Genomic DNA, 20,013 nt, shown 5'->3' with positions numbered 1-20,013 from the left:
CCCGAAAATCCAGTGGCGGCGACCTGCCTTAGGCGTACTCGGGAAGAGCAATGTCATCATCCTTTTGCTCGGCTTTGGGCTTAGAACTAAACAGGCTAACCAGTTTCTGGACCGGCTTGCTGGCGACAACCCCAGCTACCGTGTTCAGAACGGACACGCCTAACTTCGTACTTGGGTAGACCAGCCCAGGCACACCCGGCGGTAATTTCTGAACGGCCTCGACGTACGGCCGCATACGTTTTTCGTAAGCGGCAAAGGCATCCTGATGGCGTTCGTGGCTGGCCAACTCCCCGGCTAGTAGGTAGGCGCCAACCATGGCCAGGGTAGTGCCTTTGCCGGTCAGCGGAGTGGGGCAGTAGGCCGCGTCGCCAATCATCGCTACCCGACCAACTGACCATCGAGGCGCTTTTATCTGCCCAATTTTGTCGAAGTACACATCCTGGGTGTCATCAATGGCGTTGCTGATCCGGTCCGCTTCCCAACCCGCACCGGCCAGTTTGGTTTTCAATACGCTTTTCTGCTCGGCGGGCGACAGCTTCTCATATGCTTCGCCAGGTTCCATAAAAGCAACTGATGCGCGTATGGTACCCTGATTGTCGGGGCGGAGCATAACGATCCGACGGTCAACGGCCGTATACCAGCGCCACCAGTTATTGTCTGATTCCTTCCTGGGAATGGTCAGGTAAGCGGTGTACAGCCCCAGGTAGTTGAACAGGGGTTCCTCGCCAAACACCAGTCGGCGGGTACTCGATCGGACACCGTCGGCTGCGATAACAAACTGAAAACGCTCCGTTTTTCCGCTCGAAAAGGTCACGGCAACATCCTCGGGGTGCTGCTCCAGACCCGTGATTGAGTCACCGAACCGATAAGTTACTGCCTCCTTTGTCGCCTCGTACAGAATGCTGACCAGGTCGCCCCGCAGAATTTCCAACTCCTGGGTTCCACTCATCGAGCTTTCTTTGGGAAAGGCAGCAGCTACCTGATTAGTCTGGCCAATAAACTGCAACCCAACCTCACCTGTATTGGCCGCCCGAATCGCGGCTTCAATCCCCATTTTCTGCGCAATTCGCTGAGCTGGTCCGTTGACATCGATGTTCTGGCCGCCCAGGCGCAGGAAATTCGAACGTTCAATAACGGTGACCTCGAAGCCATATTTAGCCAGCCAGAAGGCCAGTGTAGGGCCTGCAATACTAGCTCCTGAAATAAGTACTTTCTTGGCTTGGGGTGGGGCCATAGCTGGTAAACGGGTATAGGTGGAAAGTAAACCGTATCGTTTCAGAACTGGTTATCAAATGAACTGTTCAGCATAATGGGACCACTTAGTAGTGCGGCGGTTGAGTTCCTCCATTCGGCTTAAACGTACGTCAATTGTAGAAAGTCAACTAGTGCCGTCGTTGTTTTACTCGTTTGCTAAGACAGACTTTAAAGCGCTTGACATACCGTTCATTGTTCGTGCGTATTTTGCGCCAATGAAAATCACTGGCGTAACGCTCTACCACTATAACATTGCGCTGAAGGCACCCATTGCTATTTCGCTGGGCACCATCGATGCGGCCCGTAATATCCTGGTCCAGCTTGACACGGATACCGGACTGACGGGCTGGGGCGAAGGGTCACCGTTCTGGATGATCGTGGGCGAAACGCAGGCATCGGGCATGGCGGCGGCGCAGGACATGGCTCGCCTGTTGATCGGCCGTGACCCATTGGCTATTGAAAGTTGTCTGCAAGCTATTTTGCGGTACCTGCCCGGCCACCCAACTACCCGCTCGGCGTTCGATATGGCCCTGTATGACCTGGCTGCCAAAGCCGCCGATATGCCCCTCTACCAGTTTTTGGGCGGTGAGAAACGGACTTTGGTAACCGACGAAACTATCTACCTGAACGACCCCGAACGCATGGCCGAAGACGCCCGGCGTATCGAGGCAAATGGGGGAGAGGCAATCAAGGTAAAAGTAGGCACTACGGCCCAGGCCGACCTCGACCGGCTGGCCATGATTCGGCAGGTGATCCGCTACGAAACGCCCATTCGCCTGGACGCTAATCAGGGGTGGGACGTACCCACTGCTCGCGCTGTGCTTGCCCGTATTGGCGACTGGAACGTACAATACTGCGAGCAGCCCATCGCAAAGACGAACGTACCCGGTTTGCGCCTCCTGCGCCAGCAAACGAATGTGCCCATCATGGCCGATGAATCGGTGTTTGACGCGACCGATGCCATTCGGCTGGTACGCGACGAGGCGGTGGATTACCTGAACCTCAAGCTCTCGAAAAGCGGCGGTTTGTACGAAGCGCTGAAGATCAACGCCATTGCCGAGGCAGCTGGTATGGCCTGTATGATTGGTTGCATGTCGGAGTCACGGCTCGCCCTGACGGCTAACGCGCACTTTGCGTCGGCCCGCCAGAATATTCGTTTCTGCGACTTAGATGCCTGTTTCGAGCATGCCGAAGACCCGGTGCTGGATGGTATCACCTACGATGGCTACCTCATTTCGCTTCCCGACGTACCTGGCATTGGTGCCGAAGTTGACCCCGTATTTCTGGCAACCTGCGCATCTATTCGGTTGGCATAGCGCTCAGTACCGAAGCGGAGCAGCGTCCGGCCTCAGCTTCGGCAAATGGTGTCTCATTCATTAACTTCCAAGCTGAAACCGGACACCGTTCCGCTTCGATACTACATCTACCACATCCACCATATGCCTGTCACGATTACTACCACCCAAACCGACGACGATCTGCGGGGGCTACTGGCGCTGCAACAACGCAACCAAGTACGTAACCTCACACCCGAACAACAGCAGAAGCAGGGGTTCGTAACGCTTGTTTACACGTTCGAGCAGATGAAGAAAATGCATGACGCTGCCCCAACCGTGATAGCCAAAGACGGAGACGAGGTAGTTGCCTACGCCATTACAACGGTGCCCGAGGTGCGCGCCGACGTACCTGAGCTTGCTGCTCTGTTTGAGCTGATCGATACCCTGCCTTATGAGGGGAAACTGCTGGCCCACTACCCATATTATGTGGTAGGGCAAGTGTGTGTCGATGCGCGCTACCGGGGGCAAGGCCTGTTCGATAAGCTCTATGCACACCATAAAGAGTTGTACCAGGATCGCTACCGCCTGTTCATCACCGATATCTCCGCGCGCAATACCCGTTCACTGCGGGCGCATCAGCGGGTAGGATTCAAGTCTGTTCATTCTTTCCATGAGCCTACCGCCAATGAAACCTGGGAGGTGGTGGTGTGGGATTTTTTAATCTAGTCAGTCGTCATTGTCGTCAGTCAATTGGCACTTGCCTATTTATGCTGTCAGCCTTGGTTAGCGGAGTTGCGCTAATTGACTGACTTTTCGTACATGCAAAAAACGCTTTATCTCTGTCTGTTCGCTACCTCATTGCTGGCTCAGCGAGTTCCTTCGGCATCGTCTACACCCAACCAGTTCACGGTTAGCACCAATCCGGTTGAGCAGGGGTTCTCGCCCGAGCGGCTAAAGCGGGTCGACGCGCTGTTACAGGGGTTTGTCGATCAGGGCCTTGCTCCCAATGCCGTTGCACTAGTGGCGCGTAACGGAGAAATTGTGTTGCATAAGGCGTACGGCTACAGCAATCTCGCCGCGAAAACGCCCGCCCGTACATCCGACATTTACCGCATTGCCTCGCAGACGAAGGCCATCACCACTACCACGCTGATGACCCTGTTTGAAGAAGGGAAATTCATGCTCGATGAGCCGATCTCGAAGTACATCCCAGCGTTTAAAAATCCGGTGGTGCTGGTTAGCTACCTCAAAAATGACCCGGTAAAAGGCGCGTACCAAACTCGTCCGGCCAAGTCAGAAATCACGATAAGGCAGTTGCTCTCGCACAATGCGGGTATTCCCTACGAACACCCGCTCGACCAGCGTCCCGAGTTTAAAATTCCATTTTTTGGGTCGAAGGAGCCTGATAAACTGGAAGATGTGGTGAATAAACTGGCAAAGCGCCCACTATTGAAAGACCCCGGTGATGGATTTACCTACGGCCTGAGTACGGATGTTATCGGGCGGCTGGTCGAAATCCTTTCCGGAGAATCGCTCGAGGTGGCTATGCGCAAACGCGTACTCGATCCACTGGGCATGAACGACACCCACTTTTACCTGCCACCCGGTCAGGCAGGGCGATTGGTGGAGCTGTACACCAAGAATGCCGGCGAGCCGCTCAAGGTTAATGCCAACGATACGTATCGCACCTTTGCCGTGCTGGGTGCCAAGACGTATTTTTCAGGTGGAGCCGGGCTGGTTGGCACGGTTGAGGACTACGCCAAATTCTGCCAGTTACTGCTAAACGGAGGTACGTTTAACGGAAAGCGTATTCTGGCCCGAAAGACCGTCGATCTGATGCTGCGGAATCAGATCGGTGAGGCCAACGTGTGGGACCGGCAGGATAAATACGGCCTTGGTTTTCAGTTGATCACGACAAACAGCCACTACGGCGATCAGGCTACGCCGGGCTCGTTTACCTGGGGCGGCATGTACTGTTCAGAGTACACGATTGATCCGGCCGAAAACCTGATAATGCTGGTCTATACCAACATACACCCCTATGCGCAGTACGGCGATTTTGTCCGTAAATTCAGAGTAGCGGTGTACCAGGCGTTAGAGTAGCGATTTTGTAATCTGGCCGGGAAGACTGAAATTTAAAGCTGCGGGACTATGCCGCTAAACGGACCCGGTATCTTTGCCCTCACTAAGACCCACCACAACCCAGTTGATTTTTTGCACTTCTCATGAAACTAAACATTACAACTAAAATCGTCATTGGCTTTGTGCTGGGCGTTCTGATTGGTCAGATTTTACACAGCAGTTACGATGTCGCTACCGCCGAAGCTATCGGTCAGAAATTTCAGGTAGTGAGCAAAGTGTTCCTGAAGCTGATCAAGATGATTATAGGCCCGCTCGTTTTCTCGACACTGGTCGTCGGCATTGCCAAACTAGGCGATTTTAAAGTAGTGGGTCGAATCGGGATCAAAACACTTGGGTATTTCTATTTCGCCACCATCCTCTCGCTTATCATTGGGTTGCTGGTCGTTAACGTAACCAAGCCCGGTAGCATTCAGAGCTGGCCACGTCCGGCCGCAGGTACGTCGATTGGCGTCGAGGGCAAGAAGCTGAATTCGATCGAAGAGTTTATCCTCCACATCTTCCCCGACTCGGCATTCCGGGCACTGGCCGAGAACGAGATTCTGCAAATTGTGGTGTTTTCGCTGTTCTTCGGTGTAGCCCTGGGTGCTATTGGCGACAAAGGCAAGTCGATCACCAAGGCGCTGGACGCCCTGAGCGAATTGGTTTTCAAGATGGTTGGGTACGTGATGCAACTGGCCCCATTCGCTGTATTGGGTGCTATGGCAGCGGTAGTGGCGTCGAAGGGACTGAGCATTCTGGCGTCGTATGCCTATCTGCTGGTGTGTTTCTACGGAGGGCTACTATTCTTCATCTTCGTAGTGCTGCTCGCCATTTGTACGGTAATGAAAATTCCGTTCTTCCGCCTGCTGAAAGCCATGAAAGCGCCGCTCCTGCTTTCCTTCAGTACGGCTTCGTCGGAGGCATCATTGCCGCAACAGATCAAGGTGCTGGAGAATTTCGGTATCTCGAACCGCATCATTGGCTTTGTGTTGCCGCTGGGCTATTCCTTTAATCTCGACGGGTCGATGATGTACATGACCTTTGCCACGGGTTTCATTGCGCAGGCGTACGGCATACCGCTGACGCTCAATCAGCAGATTTTTATGCTGCTGACGCTGATGATCACCTCGAAAGGCATCGCCGGTGTTCCCCGTGCCTCGCTGGTCGTCATTGCCGGTACGCTGGCCCAATTCAACCTGCCCGTCGAAGGGCTGGCGCTCATTCTGGGCATCGACCCCTTCCTCGACATGGGCCGCTCGGCAACGTCGGTAATGGGTAATGCCGTAGCCACCACGGTAGTAGCCAAGTGGGAAGGCGAACTTGACCTGAACCACGTACCTGTGCTGGATACCGAGTAGGCTACACGACGGATTTCAGTCTATTTAGTAGAGTAAAACGGACTGAAGTCCGTGGTACAGGGCGACTCGTACCTGCTAATCCCACCAAAAATTCGTACCTTTGCGGCTTAATTTCAGCCACAACGAACGCGAATGATATCAGTATCGAACGTCTCGCTGCGCTACGGCAAGCGGGTACTCTTTGACGACGTAAATATAAAATTTGTGCCCGGTAACTGCTACGGCGTTATTGGTGCCAATGGTGCGGGTAAATCAACGTTTCTGAAAATCCTCTCTGGTGAGATCGAGCCGCAAACCGGTCAGGTGACTATGGGTGTTGGCGAGCGGATGTCGGTGCTTAACCAGAACCAGTTTGCCTTTGACGAATTCCCGGTGCTGCAAACGGTGATCATGGGTAACAAGCGCCTGTATGAGATCATGCAGGAGAAGGACGAGCTCTACGCCAAAACCGAATTTACCGATGCCGACGGCGAACGTGCCGGGGTACTGGAGTCGGAATTTGCCGAGATGAACGGCTGGGATGCCGAGTCTGACGCTGCTTCGCTGCTGTCGGGGCTGGGCATAACCGAAGACCTGCATTACACGCAAATGGCCGATCTGAACGCTTCTGAAAAGGTGCGTGTGCTGCTGGCCCAGGCCCTGTTCGGTGATCCGGACATTCTGCTCCTCGACGAACCGACCAACAACCTTGACGTTGAATCCGCCATCTGGCTGGAAGGCTTCCTGGCCAACTTCAAGAATACGGTGATTGTGGTATCCCACGACCGTCACTTCCTTGATCAGGTGTGTACGCATATTGTTGACATCGACTTCTCGAAAGTGAAACAGTATGCCGGTAACTACACATTCTGGTACGAATCGAGCCAGTTGGCCCTGCGTCAGCGCCAGGATCAGAATAAGAAGACCGAAGACAAGCGGAAAGAATTAGAAGAATTCATTCGTCGTTTCTCGGCCAACGCCTCAAAGTCTAAGCAGGCCACGAGCCGTCAGAAACTGCTGGAAAAGCTGACGATCGAAGACATCGCCTATTCATCACGGAAGTACCCGTACATTCATTTCAAGCCGGAGCGTGAACCTGGTGACCAGATTCTGACGGTCGACAACCTGTCGTACACGGGCGAAGATGGCCAGAAGCTGTTCAGCAACGTATCGTTCTCGATGAACCGGAATGATAAGGTGTTCCTCTACAGCCGCGATAGCCTCGCCGTAACGGCCCTGCTCGACGTACTGTCGGGCACAAAGCAGGCCGATTCGGGTACGTTCAAATGGGGAGTAACGATTACCAATGCTTATTTCCCCAACGATACCGGCCGTGACGCCTATTTCCAGGCTGCCGATGACCTGAACCTGGTCGACTGGCTGCGTCAGTATTCGGTCGAGAAAGATGAGTCGTTTATCCGGGGTTTCCTGGGTCGGATGCTGTTTTCGGGCGAAGAGTCGCTGAAGAAGGCGTCGGTCTTGTCAGGGGGTGAGAAAGTACGTTGTATGTTGTCGCGGATGATGCTGTCGGGTGCCAACGCCCTGATGCTCGACGAGCCAACCAACCACCTTGATCTGGAATCGATCGAAGCAGAAAACCGGGGTCTGATCGAGTTCAAAGGCCCGGTGCTGTTCTCCTCGCATGACCATCAGTTCGTGCAGACCATTGCCAACCGTGTGATCGAGTTATCACCAACCGGTATGCTCGACAAGCTGATGACGTACGACGAATTCATTGCCGATCCGCGCGTAAAGCAGCAGCGGGAAGAATTATATAAACAAGTAGCATAAACTAAAAATGGTTTGTGGTTTGTCGGTTGGGGTTTGATGTTGCGTTGCTAATTCACTGTATTCTGGAGTAGCAGCGCAACATCAAACTCCAACTGACAAACCACAAACCTGATTTTCCAATGAAAGCTCTAATGAACACCGATCGTGGTACAATGACGATCGAATTTTTCGAGAAAGACGCACCGGGTACGGTTGCCAACTTTGTGAAACTGGCTAAATCTGGCTTCTACGACGGCGTCGTATTCCACCGGGTGATCCCTAACTTCATGATCCAGGGCGGTGACCCAACCGGCACTGGTGCTGGTGGCCCCGGCTACAGCATTCCCTGCGAACTGAATGGCGACAACCAGTACCACGACCGTGGCGTGTTGAGCATGGCGCACCGTGGCCGTAACACCGGTGGTTCGCAGTTCTTCATTTGCCATAACCGTCAAAACACGGCTCACCTTGACCGGAATCATACCGTATTCGGTAAAGTAACCGACGGCATTGATCTGGTCGATCAGATTAAGCAGGGCGACAAAATTCAGTCGATCACGATCACTGAAGAAGCTGAAGCGTAGGCTATAGCCCTTTTTTCAGGAGCCCCGCCAGACTTCTGGCGGGGCTTTTTTGTGGGTACGTTGCCAGACTGACCGTCCTACAGGTAATAAAGTTTTCAGGATGGCAGTACCAGCTATTAGCCGGGTTTACTAAGCTGGCTTAGGCCCGTTGTAAATCGTCATGATCGTGTCATTGTACTCAAAATAGCCGTAACTCGATACCTGGTCTTTCAGCACCTGTTCGCCAATAAACGTTAGTACGGCTGTTCGTTGCGATAAGGGGAGCTTAGTTTGACTTACCCAGAAACGGGGCTCGGGTATGCCAATAATGACTAAGGCCGGTGAGAGCGCAAATTCGTACCACATGGTAAAGCAGGATTCAGGGCTATCGTAATAGATTGTGCCGCCACGACCATCCTGGGCATACCGTAAGCGCGGACCGATGCCAGTAGTTGAGGGACGATTGGATGGGTTCATAATAATTGAGTGGCTCGTAGTTGGGAGTGGTCGACTAGTTCTTAAGCTTAGCCAGGCCTCGATGGTAAACCGATGCGAATAAGATACAGTATACCTAACATTTGTCACTGGTAGACAGTGATTTACCGTAGAACGGTGAGCCGTGCATTAATTACCGTGTTGGGTAAGCCATGCGTCTACGGCTCCAGTTGCTGTGAAGCGAACATCCTTGAACTGATCAGGGCGGGGCGTATCCAGCGCTTGTTTGAGTTGAACTACAGCAGGATAGAACGTACTGCTTTTGCCGGGAAACTGCATATCGATCGCACGCAGCAGGTTGTCGATGCCGTACATGTCGAAGCTCCAATGTTGCAGGTTATTACTATCAGTTATGTCGGCTTTAATCGTTTCTGCCAACCACAGGATACTCTGGTTTAGGGGTGCTTCGAATTGTTGAGGATGCGCTACAGGGTTGCCATCCAGGAAGTAGTAAACCTGCTGATAGGATTGTTTACTGGTCAGCAGAGCCAGTAAGTCAGCTTCCCAATTGGGGTGACTCTTAACTTTGTTTACTGCCGCTTCCCGCGTGTCGGTGGGACGTACCTGCGATGTTTGGCTCAATAAGCCATAGATCGAGTCAGTAGGTTTGTGAGCAGCAATTTCATCAAGTACTTTTTGGTGCCAGAGCTCGTCGCGCTGTTGCTCTTCAGCCATCACCCGTGTAGCGGTTTGGACTGAATCACGCAGATAACCAGTCACCAGACCGGCACTATAGATACTACTGAAAAGAAAACCAGTATAAAAAATGCTTCTCAGGGCACCCTGTGACAGGTTTTGCGCCAGTTGACTATTGAGCGAAAAGAAACAGGCACCCAACCAGAACAAAGGAATCCAGATCTGGGCACGGTGAATGGCCAGCCAGTGTAAAAATTCTGGGTACGTATCTCCATCGGTGTGCCACTCCCAGGTAAACACGGCGCAGAAAAAGGCTGTCAGTGCCATGCCGAGCCAGGCGATCAGACTTACTCCTGTACGGGCCTCTGAACTGCCAGCCAGCCAATGAAGATTACCTTTCACGAGCAGCGTAATCGTTAAGGCCAGGCTACTCAGAGTCAGGCCGAGGCCCCAAAATACGAGTGCCAATCCGTAGCCCATGCCACCGCTTTCGCCACCTAGGTTAGGCTTACTGGCCGTGAGCAATGCCAGTCCGATGTAGCACAGTACAGTCAGACAAAAGAAGATGTAGGCCATTCGTCGTGAGATTTGGTGGTGCTTTCAGTAGTTACGCTTCTGGATAGCGTCAGTTCTCTATCCCGCCACTATTCTGCCTGGCCTGCTGTGGGGTAGCGGCCAATCGCTTTTACTACTTTCGTCAAAGTTAGACGACCTACTAAAACACGGAGTACTATATTGATTATCAGGTAAAACTCCAGGGATTTCGCAGCTTGTTGACCGCTTTGGCGTTCGTTCCGTCGGCTGGCTATGTCAAGCCATCGTCTGGCAAGACCAAGTAGAGGTGAGCCCTAATCGTTGACAGGGCTATCAAACAAAATTCACTATAGGATGATGGGCCTTGTGCGATTGAAGCACTACGTCTCAATAACACGACGCGAAGTCGAGCAGACGGGGTTACAACACGCCAGCGCCAGCCACAGACCTACTAGCCTTGTACGCGGCGGAGGTTGTCCAGGATCACGGCCGTGGCAATGCCCACATTTAATGATTCGGCGTTACCGTACCGGGGAATCGTGATCCGTTGGGTAACAAATGGTGTTACAGCCGGGCTTATGCCATTCGCTTCATTGCCCATCACAATATACCCACCCGACCCGTTGAATGGACTCTGGTGCACATCATCGCCATCCAGAAAGGCCCCATAGACCGGCGCGTCGCGCTGGCCGAGCACGGTAGTGATGTCGCCGTACCACCAGTTTACCCGCGTAAACGAGCCTTTACTGGCCGAAATCACTTTCGGGTTATACACATCGGCAGTGGTATCTGAGCACAGGATGGTATCGATCCCGTACCAGTCGGCAATGCGGAGAATGGTACCCAGATTACCGGGGTCTCGAATGTCATCGAGGACCAACGCCCAGGTACCCGTAGCCCGTAAAAGCGGTACATTTGCGCGCATACGCACAACGGCCAGGGCGGCGTTATTGCTTTCGAGTGTGCCAACGCGCGTTAGTTCATCGGCGGTGGCGGTTTCGATCCGGCAACGTTGGCGGTCTGCCAGTAGGGCGTTTTCTTTGTAGAACGCGTCTGTGGTGAGTAACAAATCGACATCGAACGTAGACGACAAGACTTCCTGTACACTCTTCGCGCCTTCGACCAGAAAACAGCGCTCCTGCTGACGGTACTTTTTCTGGTGTAACGACCTGACAAACTGCGCGATAGATTTTGAGATCATAAGCGAATGAATAATTTTAAATCGGTCCGCCGATACGGTGTAATGACTAGTGGACAATCGGTCGGTCGTGGCAGAGCAATGGTGTTGAGGTTTTGGGTCAGGCCAACCCGCGTCTCCTTGACGTTTGTTTGTTATGCATTGTTCATTCTATTCGTTACTTCCTGTGCGCCCACCAAACGCTTAGACAATCAGTATCTGCTTTTTTCGCAGTCGGTAAAGGGTAACCAGACCGTTGAAACCGACGAACTGGAAGCCTTAATTCCCCAACGACCCAATAAACGGCTACTCCAACTACCTTTTACGCCCGGTCTCTGGATTTACCTGGGTACGTCGGGTCACTACAATCCAGATTCGGCTGCCCGCGTGTTGGAGGCCCGTACCGCCCGGTTTGAGCAGGAAAGCCAGGTTGTCGGAAACGATGCTAAAGCGTTGAAAACCCTGAACCGGCAGTTCAACCGGGATGCCCGAAAGACCCAGAAGTACATTGAAAAAGGTAACTGGTGGATGCGCAATTTTGGCGAACCACCGGTTTACTACGCACAGGCCGATGCGGAGGCCAACACGACAAAAATGCAGCTTTTCCTCGAAAGCAAAGGCTTCTTCAAGGCAAAAGCCCGATATACTGTCGATACGCTGACGGATAAGCGGGTGCGGGTCAACTACATCGTGACCGAGAATAAACCGTATACCCTACGATCGATCACGTATGCTATTCCTGATAAGAAGATCGATTCACTGGTGGGCTATTCCCTGGGATCTACTTTTTTGAAAGTAGGTGCCCGCTTCGATATAGCCAACATTGATGCTGAACGGGTAAGGCTGGAAGAATTGCTTCGCAACAGCGGGTACTACGGTTTCTCTCGACAGTACATTCAATTTGATGTGAACGATCTGGCCACGGCCCGTGACGGCGATTCGCTCAGTCGCCCGGTTGAACTGGAAGTCCAGATTCTAAATCCACCGGGTAAAAGCAGTCATCCAGTTTATGAAATTGGCGAAGTACAGATGACGCTGGCGCGAGATCCCCGTGCTCCGCTGGATACCGTGCAACGAAACGGCATTCGGTATTTTCTGGAAGAGGGCATGTACTCTACGCGGCTGCTCGATACCAAGATTGCCCTGCGCCCCGGCTTGCTCTACCGCCTGCGCGACTACGCTGACACGCAACGGCAATTGTTTTTACTCAACCAATTCCGGTTTGCCAACGTCAACTTTACCGATACCACCGGCCGCCGACTACGAACAGTGATTACGGCTACGCCCCTCGACAAGTACGATATCACCACTGAACTGGGGCTGACGGTACTATACCAGGGGCAGGGCTTTCCGGGTCCGTATGCCAACGCGTCGCTGCGGGTACGTAACCTGTTCGGTGGCCTCGAAACGTTTGAAATTGCCGCCCGCTATGGTCTGGAGGCGCAGCTTGGCTTCGCAGCTGACTCCGTACTTTACTCGCAGGAGCTGGGGCTAACGGCTTCGCTGTTGTTTCCCCAAATCCTGTTTCCCGGCAAAGCCCGATTCCTGTTCAACACCCTCAACCCACGTACCCAGCTTTCCGTGGGCTATACGGTTACCACCCGTCCTGACTACACTCGACAAAATCTGCGGGCGGCTATGACCTACCTGTGGCAACGGAGTCAGGCACAGCAGTTTAATTTAAGTATCGCTGATGTCAACTATCTGGAGGCTAAGCCGCAACCCGGGCCGGTTGGCGAGCGGTTCGAGCGGTACCTGGATGAATTGACCAGCCAAGGGAGCACCATAAAAAATAGCTTTCTCAATGCCTTCTACTCCAGTGTCAGCTTTGGCTACACGTACAATACCAACGTGTTGGGCCAGAATAAGCGCGCCAACTTTTTGCGAACTACGGTTGAATCGGGCGGCACAACGATGAATCTGCTAAAGACATCGGCGGTTGAGTCGCTGTCAAAAAGTACCGGATTGAACTACTATAAATTTCTGCGTACGAACATCGATTACCGACACTATTTGCCTATCTCGCCGCGTGCACTGCTGGCTTTCCGGGCAAATGCAGGGGTAGTATTTGGCTATGGTTCGAACCGGACGGCTCCTTACGAAAAACGGTTCTTCGCGGGTGGCTCAAACAGCGTGCGCGCCTGGCTTCCACGCCGGTTGGGCTTGGGTGCCGCTTTCCCCAGTTCTACAACCCTCACCGATGGCACATCGGTACCCATATTTGCGCCTGATAAAAGCGGCCAGTTCGATTACCGGTTTGAACAGCCGGGTGATGTGCTGCTGGAAGGGTCAGCCGAATTGCGGGCGCGGCTGTTCAAGTTCGTTGCGGATATTAATGGCGCTTTCTTCATCGATGCTGGTAACGTGTGGCTGTTACGCGATCCGGGAAACAACCCAAACGCTGTGTTCCGACCGGGTACGTTCTACCAGCAGTTAGCTGTAGGTACCGGTGTTGGCCTCCGCCTCGATTTCTCCTTCTTCGTGCTCCGCTTCGACTTTGCCGTAAAAGCCTATGACCCTTCGCGCCGATACGTTGATGCCACCAGCAGACAACTCATTGATGAGCGGTTTATTCTGAACAAGTTTTCGTTTAAAAACGCCTTCTCCGGTGCCAACCCCGTCAACGTAGTCTTCGGCATTGGGTATCCCTTCTGATACAACGCTTGAAGATTGACAGGGGCTACAACGTAGCGCCAGCTCAGGTACGTTGTCAGCTTTCCACCGGAGTTGCTGCGGTGGAAAGCTGACAAGATCGGGTGACAGGGGACTAAAGAACGTTTATAACGATCCTGGGTAAGCTTGTCACTCTGAGCTTGTCGAAGGGTCTACAGAAAGCAGCGATTTTTGGTGCTAAAATTTTATTAGAAAGCTCTTCTGGCCGACGTAAGTGTTTGCTGCAGAATGAAGTAATGCTCAAATATCTTTTTCGAAATATAGATAGATATAGACAGCGGCTCCAAAATTGGTCGACGATGTAGACGTTAATCGGTACCCTTGAGAGGCGTATTCGTCCAGCTTGGCCTGGATTTCTTCTTTGGACTTCTTGATAATGTGTTCGGAATCAAACGTTAGCTTGGTGTAGTAAATCAGGGCTTCAACTTTGTAGTCTTTCATGGTTTTATGGTTTAGTCATCTAATTAGTTGGCTTCACTACGATGGACTGTCACATCCAGTACTCTGGATACAGTGCCTGGTCAATCGAGATTTGCCCATGTTACTTATATTGGACGGGTTACCCAACAATTATACGTGCTAATAGAGAAAGCAAGATAGGCTAAGCACAGATGCGTTACACTTTCACACATTATTTTACTCAGTTATAATAAGACGCTGTTCAAACCTGCTTGCATTTCTAATACATTAAACATGATACTCGGTTTATAAGTAGCCTACACTCGCTGCTCAATAATGGTCAATATACTTTTTGCGGTTTTATCTAATTCATCAAAGTGTGAATTCAAAATACGAAGAAGTTCTACTGTTTTCTCAATAAACTCTTCATCTGAAATTTGATTAATTTCTGAAAGCGCAGTTAAAATGCCATCTCCTCTGTGAGCCATCGTTTTATTGCGAATGGCTTTGAAATAGTTTATATTCTGTGTACGAAAACGCTTTAACTGACTATTGTGACTACCTAACAGTTTCGCCTCTTCTATTAAGTTATTCGACCTCATCTCTGCTTGATAATTAAGTCCAAAATAACCCTTACTCTCTTCAAGAAAAGTTACAATAATTACTGATAATGAGCGACAAACTAGCACTTTTTCGTACTTTGACTTGCCCTCGGTCCAGTAATCCAAATGATAGAGTGTGTCAAGAATCACAACTAATATTATGGAGTAAACGGCGAAAAAATGGTGAAACTTTTGAAATGTACCTGCTCTAACCAGAAAGGAATGCAACAAGTCTAATGAAGCCTCAATCTTACCTATCTTATCTTGATCACTCATAGATTCACTGTTAACTCTAATTGCTAACGCCAAAGCATATTCGGTAGCTTAAACGCTATCGACCACGATGTGCGGTCTGTAAGACTCAAGCAAATCTAAATACCCTCCTTAGGTAAACGAACGGGTCACCAGTGTTGCCGTTCAATCCTGGTCACCCGTTCGTATATTCACTCCTTATAGCCTTACCATCAGGCGCTTCACCATGTCGTTTTTCCACGATACGAAGTCGCCAGCTTCGATATGGGCGCGGGCCTGCCGAACCAGCCAAAGGTAGAACGTCAGGTTTTGCAGAGAGCCAATCTGACCGGCCAGCAGTTCATCGGCTTTGTAGAGGTGGCGAACGTAGGCTTTGGTGTAGAACGTGCTGGCGTACCCACCCAGGCCAGCGTCGATCGGGCTGAAATCGCGGCTCCACTTTTCGTTCTTCATGTTGATCATGCCCTCTGTTGTGAAGAGCAGGCCATGTCGTCCGTTACGTGTGGGCATCACACAGTCGAACATGTCGACCCCCAGTCCAATTGCTTCCAAAATGTTGGCGGGTGTTCCCACGCCCATTAGGTAACGGGGCTTGTGGCGGGGCAGAATCTCGTTGACCAGGTCGATGGTCTTGTACATCTCTTCGGCAGGTTCACCCACGGCCAAACCGCCAATGGCGTTACCGGCTCGTTCTTTGCCCGCAATGACTGCCGCTGACTCGCGCCGGAGGTCTGGGTACGTGCTGCCCTGCACAATGGGGAATAGATACTGGTTACAGCCATAGTGCCCCTCTGTGTCGTCGAAACGCCGGATACAGCGGTCGAGCCAGCGGTGGGTCATGTCCATCGACTGCTTGGCATAGGCGTAGTCGCAGGGGTAGGGGGTGCACTCATCGAAAGCCATGATGATATCGGCCCCGATCGTACGCTGAATATCCATCACGCCCTCTGGCGTGAACGTGTGCTTCGACCCGTCGATATGCGATTTAAACGTAACACCTTCCTCCTTGATCTTGCGCGTACCGGAAAGAGAATACACCTGATAACCGCCTGAATCAGTCAGAATGGGCCGTTTCCAGCCGTTGAAGCCGTGCAGGCCACCCGCTTGCTGGAGCACGTCGAGGCCGGGACGCAGGTACAGGTGGTACGTATTGCCCAGAATAATGTCGGCGTTGATATCGGTTTCGAGTTCGCGCTGGTGTACCGCTTTGACCGTTCCTGCCGTACCAACGGGCATGAAAATGGGCGTCTGAATAGTGCCGTGGTCGGTGGTTAACGTACCTGTGCGTGCCTGCGAAGCCGGGTCGTTGTGTTGAATTGTAAACGTCATTGGTTGGAGTTTACCGGTTACGGTTTACACTTGCGCTGCTAACTACCCTCAAGGTGCCTATGGCTGCGCACCTGTGAACTGCAACCTGTAAACGATAAACAGAAAGCATTGTGCTGAAACCACAAAGGTACGATGCCACCGTTTGTCTCTATCTTTGTCATGCGATTAGTCCCACTTCTTCATTTGATTAAACAGCTACCGTTCTGGTGATTACTAGTTTACTGGCGGGATGGCTCGGCGTGCTGACGATTCAGGTGCTCTGCCTTCTCTTTTTGTTTGCCCGAACGGCTTTCCGGCCTGTTTCGGCCCCGGTTGGCGCGCCGCCTTCTGCGCAGGGTGTAACCGTTGTGGTCTGTGCCAACAATGAGCACGATAACCTGCTCGAACTGCTGCCGATGCTTACCTCGCAGGATTATCCGCTCTATGAAGTGCTGGTAATGGACGATCGGTCGACTGATCTGTCTGACGTGTTGCTGGAAGAGCTGGTTCCCCTGCTGCCTAATCTGCGCTACATCCGAATCGATGTGGAGGCCGCGCACGTAACGCCCAAGAAATATGCGCTGACGATTGCCATGAAGAAGGCAACGTACCCAACCGTGCTGCTCACCGATGCCGATTGCCGACCCACATCTGATCAATGGCTGACCGGGATGATGGAACCCCTGAGCGACGAGTCAATTGACATTGTACTGGGCATATCGCCTTATGACCGCAAACCCGGTTTCCTGAATTTTCTGATCCGTTCCGAAACGCTGTTTACGGCCGTGCAGTATGTGTCTTTGGCCCTGGCGGGTCGGCCTTATATGGGCGTAGGACGTAACCTGTTGTATCGTCGCGAGTTGTTTTTCCGCCATAAAGGATTCTACAGCCATATGCGGGTTTGGGGCGGCGACGACGATCTGTTTGTCAACGAGGCTGCCACAGCCCGAAACGTAGCCGTAAGTCTCCATCCTGATACGTTTATGACCTCCGCGCCGAAGGAAACCTGGCGGGCCTGGCGCAGGCAAAAACAGCGCCACCTGAACGTAGGTAAACGGTATAAAACAGGTGATAAACTTCGCCTGGGCTTAGTCACTGCCACGCACGTGCTCACCTGGTTGTTGGGGCTGGTCGTGGCCGGGTACGTTAGCTGGCTGGCCGTAACGCAACAGACGCAGGCCTTGCTTCAACCACTGTTGTTGGCGACTACCGGCCTGTTTTTACTTCGTTTTGCCTTATTTTGGGGGATCATTGGCCGCATCAGTCACCGGCTGGGGACTATGGTACGCTGGTACGCAATTCCCGCCACTGATCTAACGCTGGCCATCTATTATTGCCTGTCTACCCTGCGCATGGCCCTAACCTGGCGCAGAAAACAAACGGGGTGGTAATTTTTAGTTTGACGTGTGTCGTTTGATGATTGACGTTGCGTTGCCTAGGAACGTAAGGTTGGTCAGCATGTGGCAACGTCAACCATCAAACGACAAACGTCAAACTGAGTTGAACGACATTCTCACTTATTTCCCCAACCTGACCGACGAGCAGAAAGCGCAGTTCGCGGCACTCGATGGGTTATACCGCGACTGGAACGCGAAGATCAACGTGATATCACGCCAGGATATCGACGCGCTGTATGAAAAACACGTCTTGCACTCGCTGGGCATTGCTAAAGTGGTGCAGTTCAAGCCCGGCACCGAAATCCTCGACGTGGGAACGGGCGGTGGTTTTCCCGGTATCCCTCTGGCTATCATGTTCCCATTGGTTCAGTTTCACCTCGTTGACAGTATCGGCAAGAAGATCACGGTGGTGAAGGGCGTAGCCGAGGCGCTGGGACTCACCAACGTACGGGCCGAACAGGTACGCGCCGAGGCTATCTCCGCTTCCTACGACTTTGTTGTCAGCCGTGCGGTGACGCGCCTACAGCCATTTATGAGCTGGACACGCTACAAAGTGACCAAGCGCGGTAACAACGACATACCCAATGGAGTTCTGTACCTGAAAGGCGGCGACCTGACCGAAGAACTAGCCGAGATTCCTGACAAGTATAAGCTTTATAGTCTCTCTGACTATTTCCAGGGAGAGTTCTTCGAGACCAAAAAAGTAGTACACATCAAAAAATAGTTTTCTGACTATGGTCTACAGTTGCGTTACAACAGAAGACCCTGACGTGAAAACACCATAATGACCATGAACGAACGTTTCAGCAGCAGCAGTTTCAAAGACCCGATCCGTCAGGATGTGGTTGAGTTTAACGACAAGGGTGTAACCTTCCGCGTGAAGAAGCTCATCGGCGGAACCGACAACTTCATCTTCTACTCCGACATCTCGGGCGTAGAGATCGACAACGGCCTTTTCTTCTCCACGATTCGCATCCTGCCTCGTGCCCGGCCTGAGATCGTGCTCAACAACTTCACCAAAGGCGATGCCCGGCGGGTGAAGGAGCTCATCTTACAGAACGTACCTGCCAACCGCCCTGATGTGTTCGGTGGTCCAACGAACTACGGACAGCGGTAATTTTTTTGCCTGACGTGCACAAGGGTATCCGTTGATAGTCATTAGGTTGTACTGGTGACCGGATGTTTGAACAGCCGATAGCTCGTAAAAAAGGCAATTTTTTTCGCCAAACACTTGCGCTGAACCCGCTGCCGCCCTACTTTTGCACCACGATATCAGAACAACGACATCGTCCGGCATATTCCCGAATAGCTCAGCCGGTTAGAGCATCTGACTGTTAATCAGAGGGTCGCTGGTTCGAGCCCAGCTTCGGGAGCAAAAAGCCCCAAAACATCTTGTTTTGGGGCTTTTTTTTGTTTCTGTATATCTTTTTGTAACACTTTTTCTTTTCAAAAAATGGATCTAGCCAAGTTTAACAACCACAATATTGAGGATTGGGTAGCTTATGGTAGAGCTACACTAGGAGCACAATGGAATACCGCTATTGAAACTATACTACGAGTTGGGCATTACAATCCTAACACGCTTCCTTCTTACAAGGGTAAGGCGTTTAGCGGTGATGTAATACAGTACAATCAGTATCTAGATAAATGGATAGAGAATTATACCAAGGGGTTTAAAGGACGACCTTCGAAGATGAAGGGCAATCCAGGCGGTACAGTGGCAGATTCTTTAATTAAAATGATATTAGGTGAGAAAGTAAAAATTAAAGATGACGAAAGGTTACAAGCAATTTCGGAAGGCCATAGTTTAATGATGACTACTGAGAATTTAGTTGGCTCTCTATTAGAAGAATATCTTTCTACCAAATTGGAAAAAGATGGGTGGTTTTGCTGTTGGGGCTCATCTTTAAAATCGATTGATTTTTGTAGAAAGGATAATATCTTATTACAAATAAAAAATAGTGATAACTCAGAAAATAGCTCAAGCGTTAGTGTAAGGAAGGATACAGATATAAAAAAATGGTTTCGAAGATTCTCCAAAACAGACAAACACAATTGGAGTGAACTGAATGAACTTGTTGGTCGTAATGACTTATCTGAAGAAGACTTTCGAGACTTTGTAGTGCAAACTCTTAGACAAAACCCAGATTGTTTGGTAGTTGATAATTATGAGTATTTGTTAAAATTGGGGAAATAGGTAGGGTCACTAACTATAAGT

General features: G+C 51.5%; 18 protein-coding genes and 1 tRNA gene. 12 read left to right on the top strand and 7 right to left on the bottom strand.

Features of this window, described 5'->3' with window-relative positions; all coding sequences use genetic code 11:
• Window positions 1-28 precede the first annotated feature (28 nt).
• Window positions 29-1,234, bottom strand: coding sequence for an FAD-dependent monooxygenase (locus F7231_RS24695; RefSeq protein ID WP_166693912.1), 1,206 nt, complete (start codon window positions 1,232-1,234; stop codon window positions 29-31).
• Window positions 1,235-1,469: 235 nt separating this feature from the next.
• On the opposite strand from F7231_RS24695, the gene F7231_RS24690 reads away from it, so the two are divergent.
• The 6 genes from F7231_RS24690 (at window position 1,470) to F7231_RS24665 (ending at window position 8,343) form a co-directional block, all read left to right on the top strand.
• Entirely contained in the window at window positions 1,470-2,570 is a 1,101-nt protein-coding gene (locus F7231_RS24690; RefSeq protein ID WP_166693911.1) for a mandelate racemase/muconate lactonizing enzyme family protein, read from the top strand.
• Window positions 2,571-2,693: 123 nt separating this feature from the next.
• Window positions 2,694-3,257 carry a GNAT family N-acetyltransferase gene (locus F7231_RS24685; RefSeq protein ID WP_166693910.1) on the top strand — a complete coding sequence of 188 codons (564 nt, stop codon included), beginning with the start codon at window positions 2,694-2,696 and terminating at the stop codon, window positions 3,255-3,257.
• Between the two features lie 93 nt (window positions 3,258-3,350).
• Window positions 3,351-4,634, top strand: a complete 1,284-nt coding sequence (locus F7231_RS24680) for a serine hydrolase domain-containing protein (RefSeq protein WP_166693909.1) — start codon at window positions 3,351-3,353, stop codon at window positions 4,632-4,634.
• A 122-nt stretch (window positions 4,635-4,756) separates the two neighbouring features.
• Window positions 4,757-6,010: a dicarboxylate/amino acid:cation symporter gene (locus F7231_RS24675; protein ID WP_085413125.1), complete on the top strand. Its 1,254-nt coding sequence runs from the start codon at window positions 4,757-4,759 to the stop codon at window positions 6,008-6,010.
• 132 nt (window positions 6,011-6,142) lie between these two features.
• The gene (locus F7231_RS24670; protein WP_085413126.1) at window positions 6,143-7,780 is read left to right on the top strand and encodes an ABC-F family ATP-binding cassette domain-containing protein; all 1,638 of its coding nucleotides are present in this window, start codon (window positions 6,143-6,145) and stop codon (window positions 7,778-7,780) included.
• A 119-nt stretch (window positions 7,781-7,899) separates the two neighbouring features.
• Window positions 7,900-8,343, top strand: a complete 444-nt coding sequence (locus F7231_RS24665; RefSeq protein WP_229364879.1) for a peptidylprolyl isomerase — start codon at window positions 7,900-7,902, stop codon at window positions 8,341-8,343.
• Window positions 8,344-8,472: 129 nt separating this feature from the next.
• Here the strand turns inward: F7231_RS24665 and F7231_RS24660 are convergent, their stop codons facing one another.
• The 3 genes from F7231_RS24660 to F7231_RS24650 form a co-directional block, all read right to left on the bottom strand.
• Window positions 8,473-8,799: a hypothetical protein gene (locus tag F7231_RS24660; RefSeq protein WP_166693908.1), complete on the bottom strand. Its 327-nt coding sequence runs from the start codon at window positions 8,797-8,799 to the stop codon at window positions 8,473-8,475.
• A gap of 147 nt (window positions 8,800-8,946) precedes the next feature.
• Window positions 8,947-10,029 (bottom strand): hypothetical protein, encoded by a 1,083-nt coding sequence (locus F7231_RS24655; RefSeq protein ID WP_085413128.1) that lies wholly within the window; start codon window positions 10,027-10,029, stop codon window positions 8,947-8,949.
• A 409-nt stretch (window positions 10,030-10,438) separates the two neighbouring features.
• Window positions 10,439-11,188, bottom strand: a complete 750-nt coding sequence (locus F7231_RS24650) for a TrmH family RNA methyltransferase (protein ID WP_085413129.1) — start codon at window positions 11,186-11,188, stop codon at window positions 10,439-10,441.
• A 117-nt stretch (window positions 11,189-11,305) separates the two neighbouring features.
• On the opposite strand from F7231_RS24650, the gene tamL reads away from it, so the two are divergent.
• Window positions 11,306-13,819 carry a translocation and assembly module lipoprotein TamL gene (gene tamL, locus F7231_RS24645; protein ID WP_229370320.1) on the top strand — a complete coding sequence of 838 codons (2,514 nt, stop codon included), beginning with the start codon at window positions 11,306-11,308 and terminating at the stop codon, window positions 13,817-13,819.
• Between the two features lie 258 nt (window positions 13,820-14,077).
• Here the strand turns inward: tamL and F7231_RS24640 are convergent, their stop codons facing one another.
• The 3 genes from F7231_RS24640 to tgt form a co-directional block, all read right to left on the bottom strand.
• On the bottom strand, window positions 14,078-14,278 hold the full coding sequence (locus F7231_RS24640; RefSeq protein WP_085413130.1) for a DUF4177 domain-containing protein: 201 nt from the start codon (window positions 14,276-14,278) through the stop codon (window positions 14,078-14,080).
• Between the two features lie 275 nt (window positions 14,279-14,553).
• Window positions 14,554-15,114: a hypothetical protein gene (locus tag F7231_RS24635; RefSeq protein WP_166693907.1), complete on the bottom strand. Its 561-nt coding sequence runs from the start codon at window positions 15,112-15,114 to the stop codon at window positions 14,554-14,556.
• Window positions 15,115-15,288: 174 nt separating this feature from the next.
• Window positions 15,289-16,419: a tRNA guanosine(34) transglycosylase Tgt gene (gene tgt / locus F7231_RS24630; RefSeq protein WP_166693906.1), complete on the bottom strand. Its 1,131-nt coding sequence runs from the start codon at window positions 16,417-16,419 to the stop codon at window positions 15,289-15,291.
• A gap of 206 nt (window positions 16,420-16,625) precedes the next feature.
• On the opposite strand from tgt, the gene F7231_RS24625 reads away from it, so the two are divergent.
• From F7231_RS24625 to F7231_RS24605, 5 genes are all read left to right on the top strand, one after another.
• Window positions 16,626-17,789, top strand: coding sequence for a glycosyltransferase (locus tag F7231_RS24625; protein ID WP_166693905.1), 1,164 nt, complete (start codon window positions 16,626-16,628; stop codon window positions 17,787-17,789).
• A 67-nt stretch (window positions 17,790-17,856) separates the two neighbouring features.
• Window positions 17,857-18,519, top strand: coding sequence for a 16S rRNA (guanine(527)-N(7))-methyltransferase RsmG (rsmG, locus tag F7231_RS24620; RefSeq protein WP_166693904.1), 663 nt, complete (start codon window positions 17,857-17,859; stop codon window positions 18,517-18,519).
• Between the two features lie 66 nt (window positions 18,520-18,585).
• Complete coding sequence (locus tag F7231_RS24615; RefSeq protein WP_166693903.1) at window positions 18,586-18,912, top strand: hypothetical protein; 327 nt, start codon at window positions 18,586-18,588, stop codon at window positions 18,910-18,912.
• Window positions 18,913-19,094: 182 nt separating this feature from the next.
• Window positions 19,095-19,168 (top strand) — tRNA-Asn (locus tag F7231_RS24610).
• Window positions 19,169-19,248: 80 nt separating this feature from the next.
• The gene (locus tag F7231_RS24605) at window positions 19,249-19,992 is read left to right on the top strand and encodes a SinI family restriction endonuclease (RefSeq protein ID WP_166693902.1); all 744 of its coding nucleotides are present in this window, start codon (window positions 19,249-19,251) and stop codon (window positions 19,990-19,992) included.
• Window positions 19,993-20,013 lie beyond the last annotated feature (21 nt).

Source organism: Fibrivirga algicola (assembly GCF_011742925.1).
Lineage (GTDB): Bacteria > Bacteroidota > Bacteroidia > Cytophagales > Spirosomataceae > Fibrella > Fibrella algicola.
This window is presented reverse-complemented; position numbering and strand designations above follow the sequence as displayed.

What these genes read in the sequence shown, in the direction of transcription:
- F7231_RS24690 (WP_166693911.1), top strand. Translation starts at nt 1,470, where the DNA reads ATGAAAATCACTGGCGTAACGCTCTACCACTATAACATTGCGCTGAAG.
- F7231_RS24635 (WP_166693907.1), bottom strand. Translation starts at nt 15,114, where the DNA reads ATGAGTGATCAAGATAAGATAGGTAAGATTGAGGCTTCATTAGACTTG.
- F7231_RS24665 (WP_229364879.1), top strand. Translation starts at nt 7,900, where the DNA reads ATGAAAGCTCTAATGAACACCGATCGTGGTACAATGACGATCGAATTT.
- F7231_RS24605 (WP_166693902.1), top strand. Translation starts at nt 19,249, where the DNA reads ATGGATCTAGCCAAGTTTAACAACCACAATATTGAGGATTGGGTAGCT.
- F7231_RS24685 (WP_166693910.1), top strand. Translation starts at nt 2,694, where the DNA reads ATGCCTGTCACGATTACTACCACCCAAACCGACGACGATCTGCGGGGG.
- F7231_RS24615 (WP_166693903.1), top strand. Translation starts at nt 18,586, where the DNA reads ATGAACGAACGTTTCAGCAGCAGCAGTTTCAAAGACCCGATCCGTCAG.
- F7231_RS24650 (WP_085413129.1), bottom strand. Translation starts at nt 11,188, where the DNA reads ATGATCTCAAAATCTATCGCGCAGTTTGTCAGGTCGTTACACCAGAAA.
- F7231_RS24680 (WP_166693909.1), top strand. Translation starts at nt 3,351, where the DNA reads ATGCAAAAAACGCTTTATCTCTGTCTGTTCGCTACCTCATTGCTGGCT.
- tgt (WP_166693906.1), bottom strand. Translation starts at nt 16,419, where the DNA reads ATGACGTTTACAATTCAACACAACGACCCGGCTTCGCAGGCACGCACA.
- F7231_RS24660 (WP_166693908.1), bottom strand. Translation starts at nt 8,799, where the DNA reads ATGAACCCATCCAATCGTCCCTCAACTACTGGCATCGGTCCGCGCTTA.
- F7231_RS24670 (WP_085413126.1), top strand. Translation starts at nt 6,143, where the DNA reads ATGATATCAGTATCGAACGTCTCGCTGCGCTACGGCAAGCGGGTACTC.
- F7231_RS24640 (WP_085413130.1), bottom strand. Translation starts at nt 14,278, where the DNA reads ATGAAAGACTACAAAGTTGAAGCCCTGATTTACTACACCAAGCTAACG.
- rsmG (WP_166693904.1), top strand. Translation starts at nt 17,857, where the DNA reads ATGTGGCAACGTCAACCATCAAACGACAAACGTCAAACTGAGTTGAAC.
- F7231_RS24675 (WP_085413125.1), top strand. Translation starts at nt 4,757, where the DNA reads ATGAAACTAAACATTACAACTAAAATCGTCATTGGCTTTGTGCTGGGC.
- F7231_RS24655 (WP_085413128.1), bottom strand. Translation starts at nt 10,029, where the DNA reads ATGGCCTACATCTTCTTTTGTCTGACTGTACTGTGCTACATCGGACTG.
- F7231_RS24695 (WP_166693912.1), bottom strand. Translation starts at nt 1,234, where the DNA reads ATGGCCCCACCCCAAGCCAAGAAAGTACTTATTTCAGGAGCTAGTATT.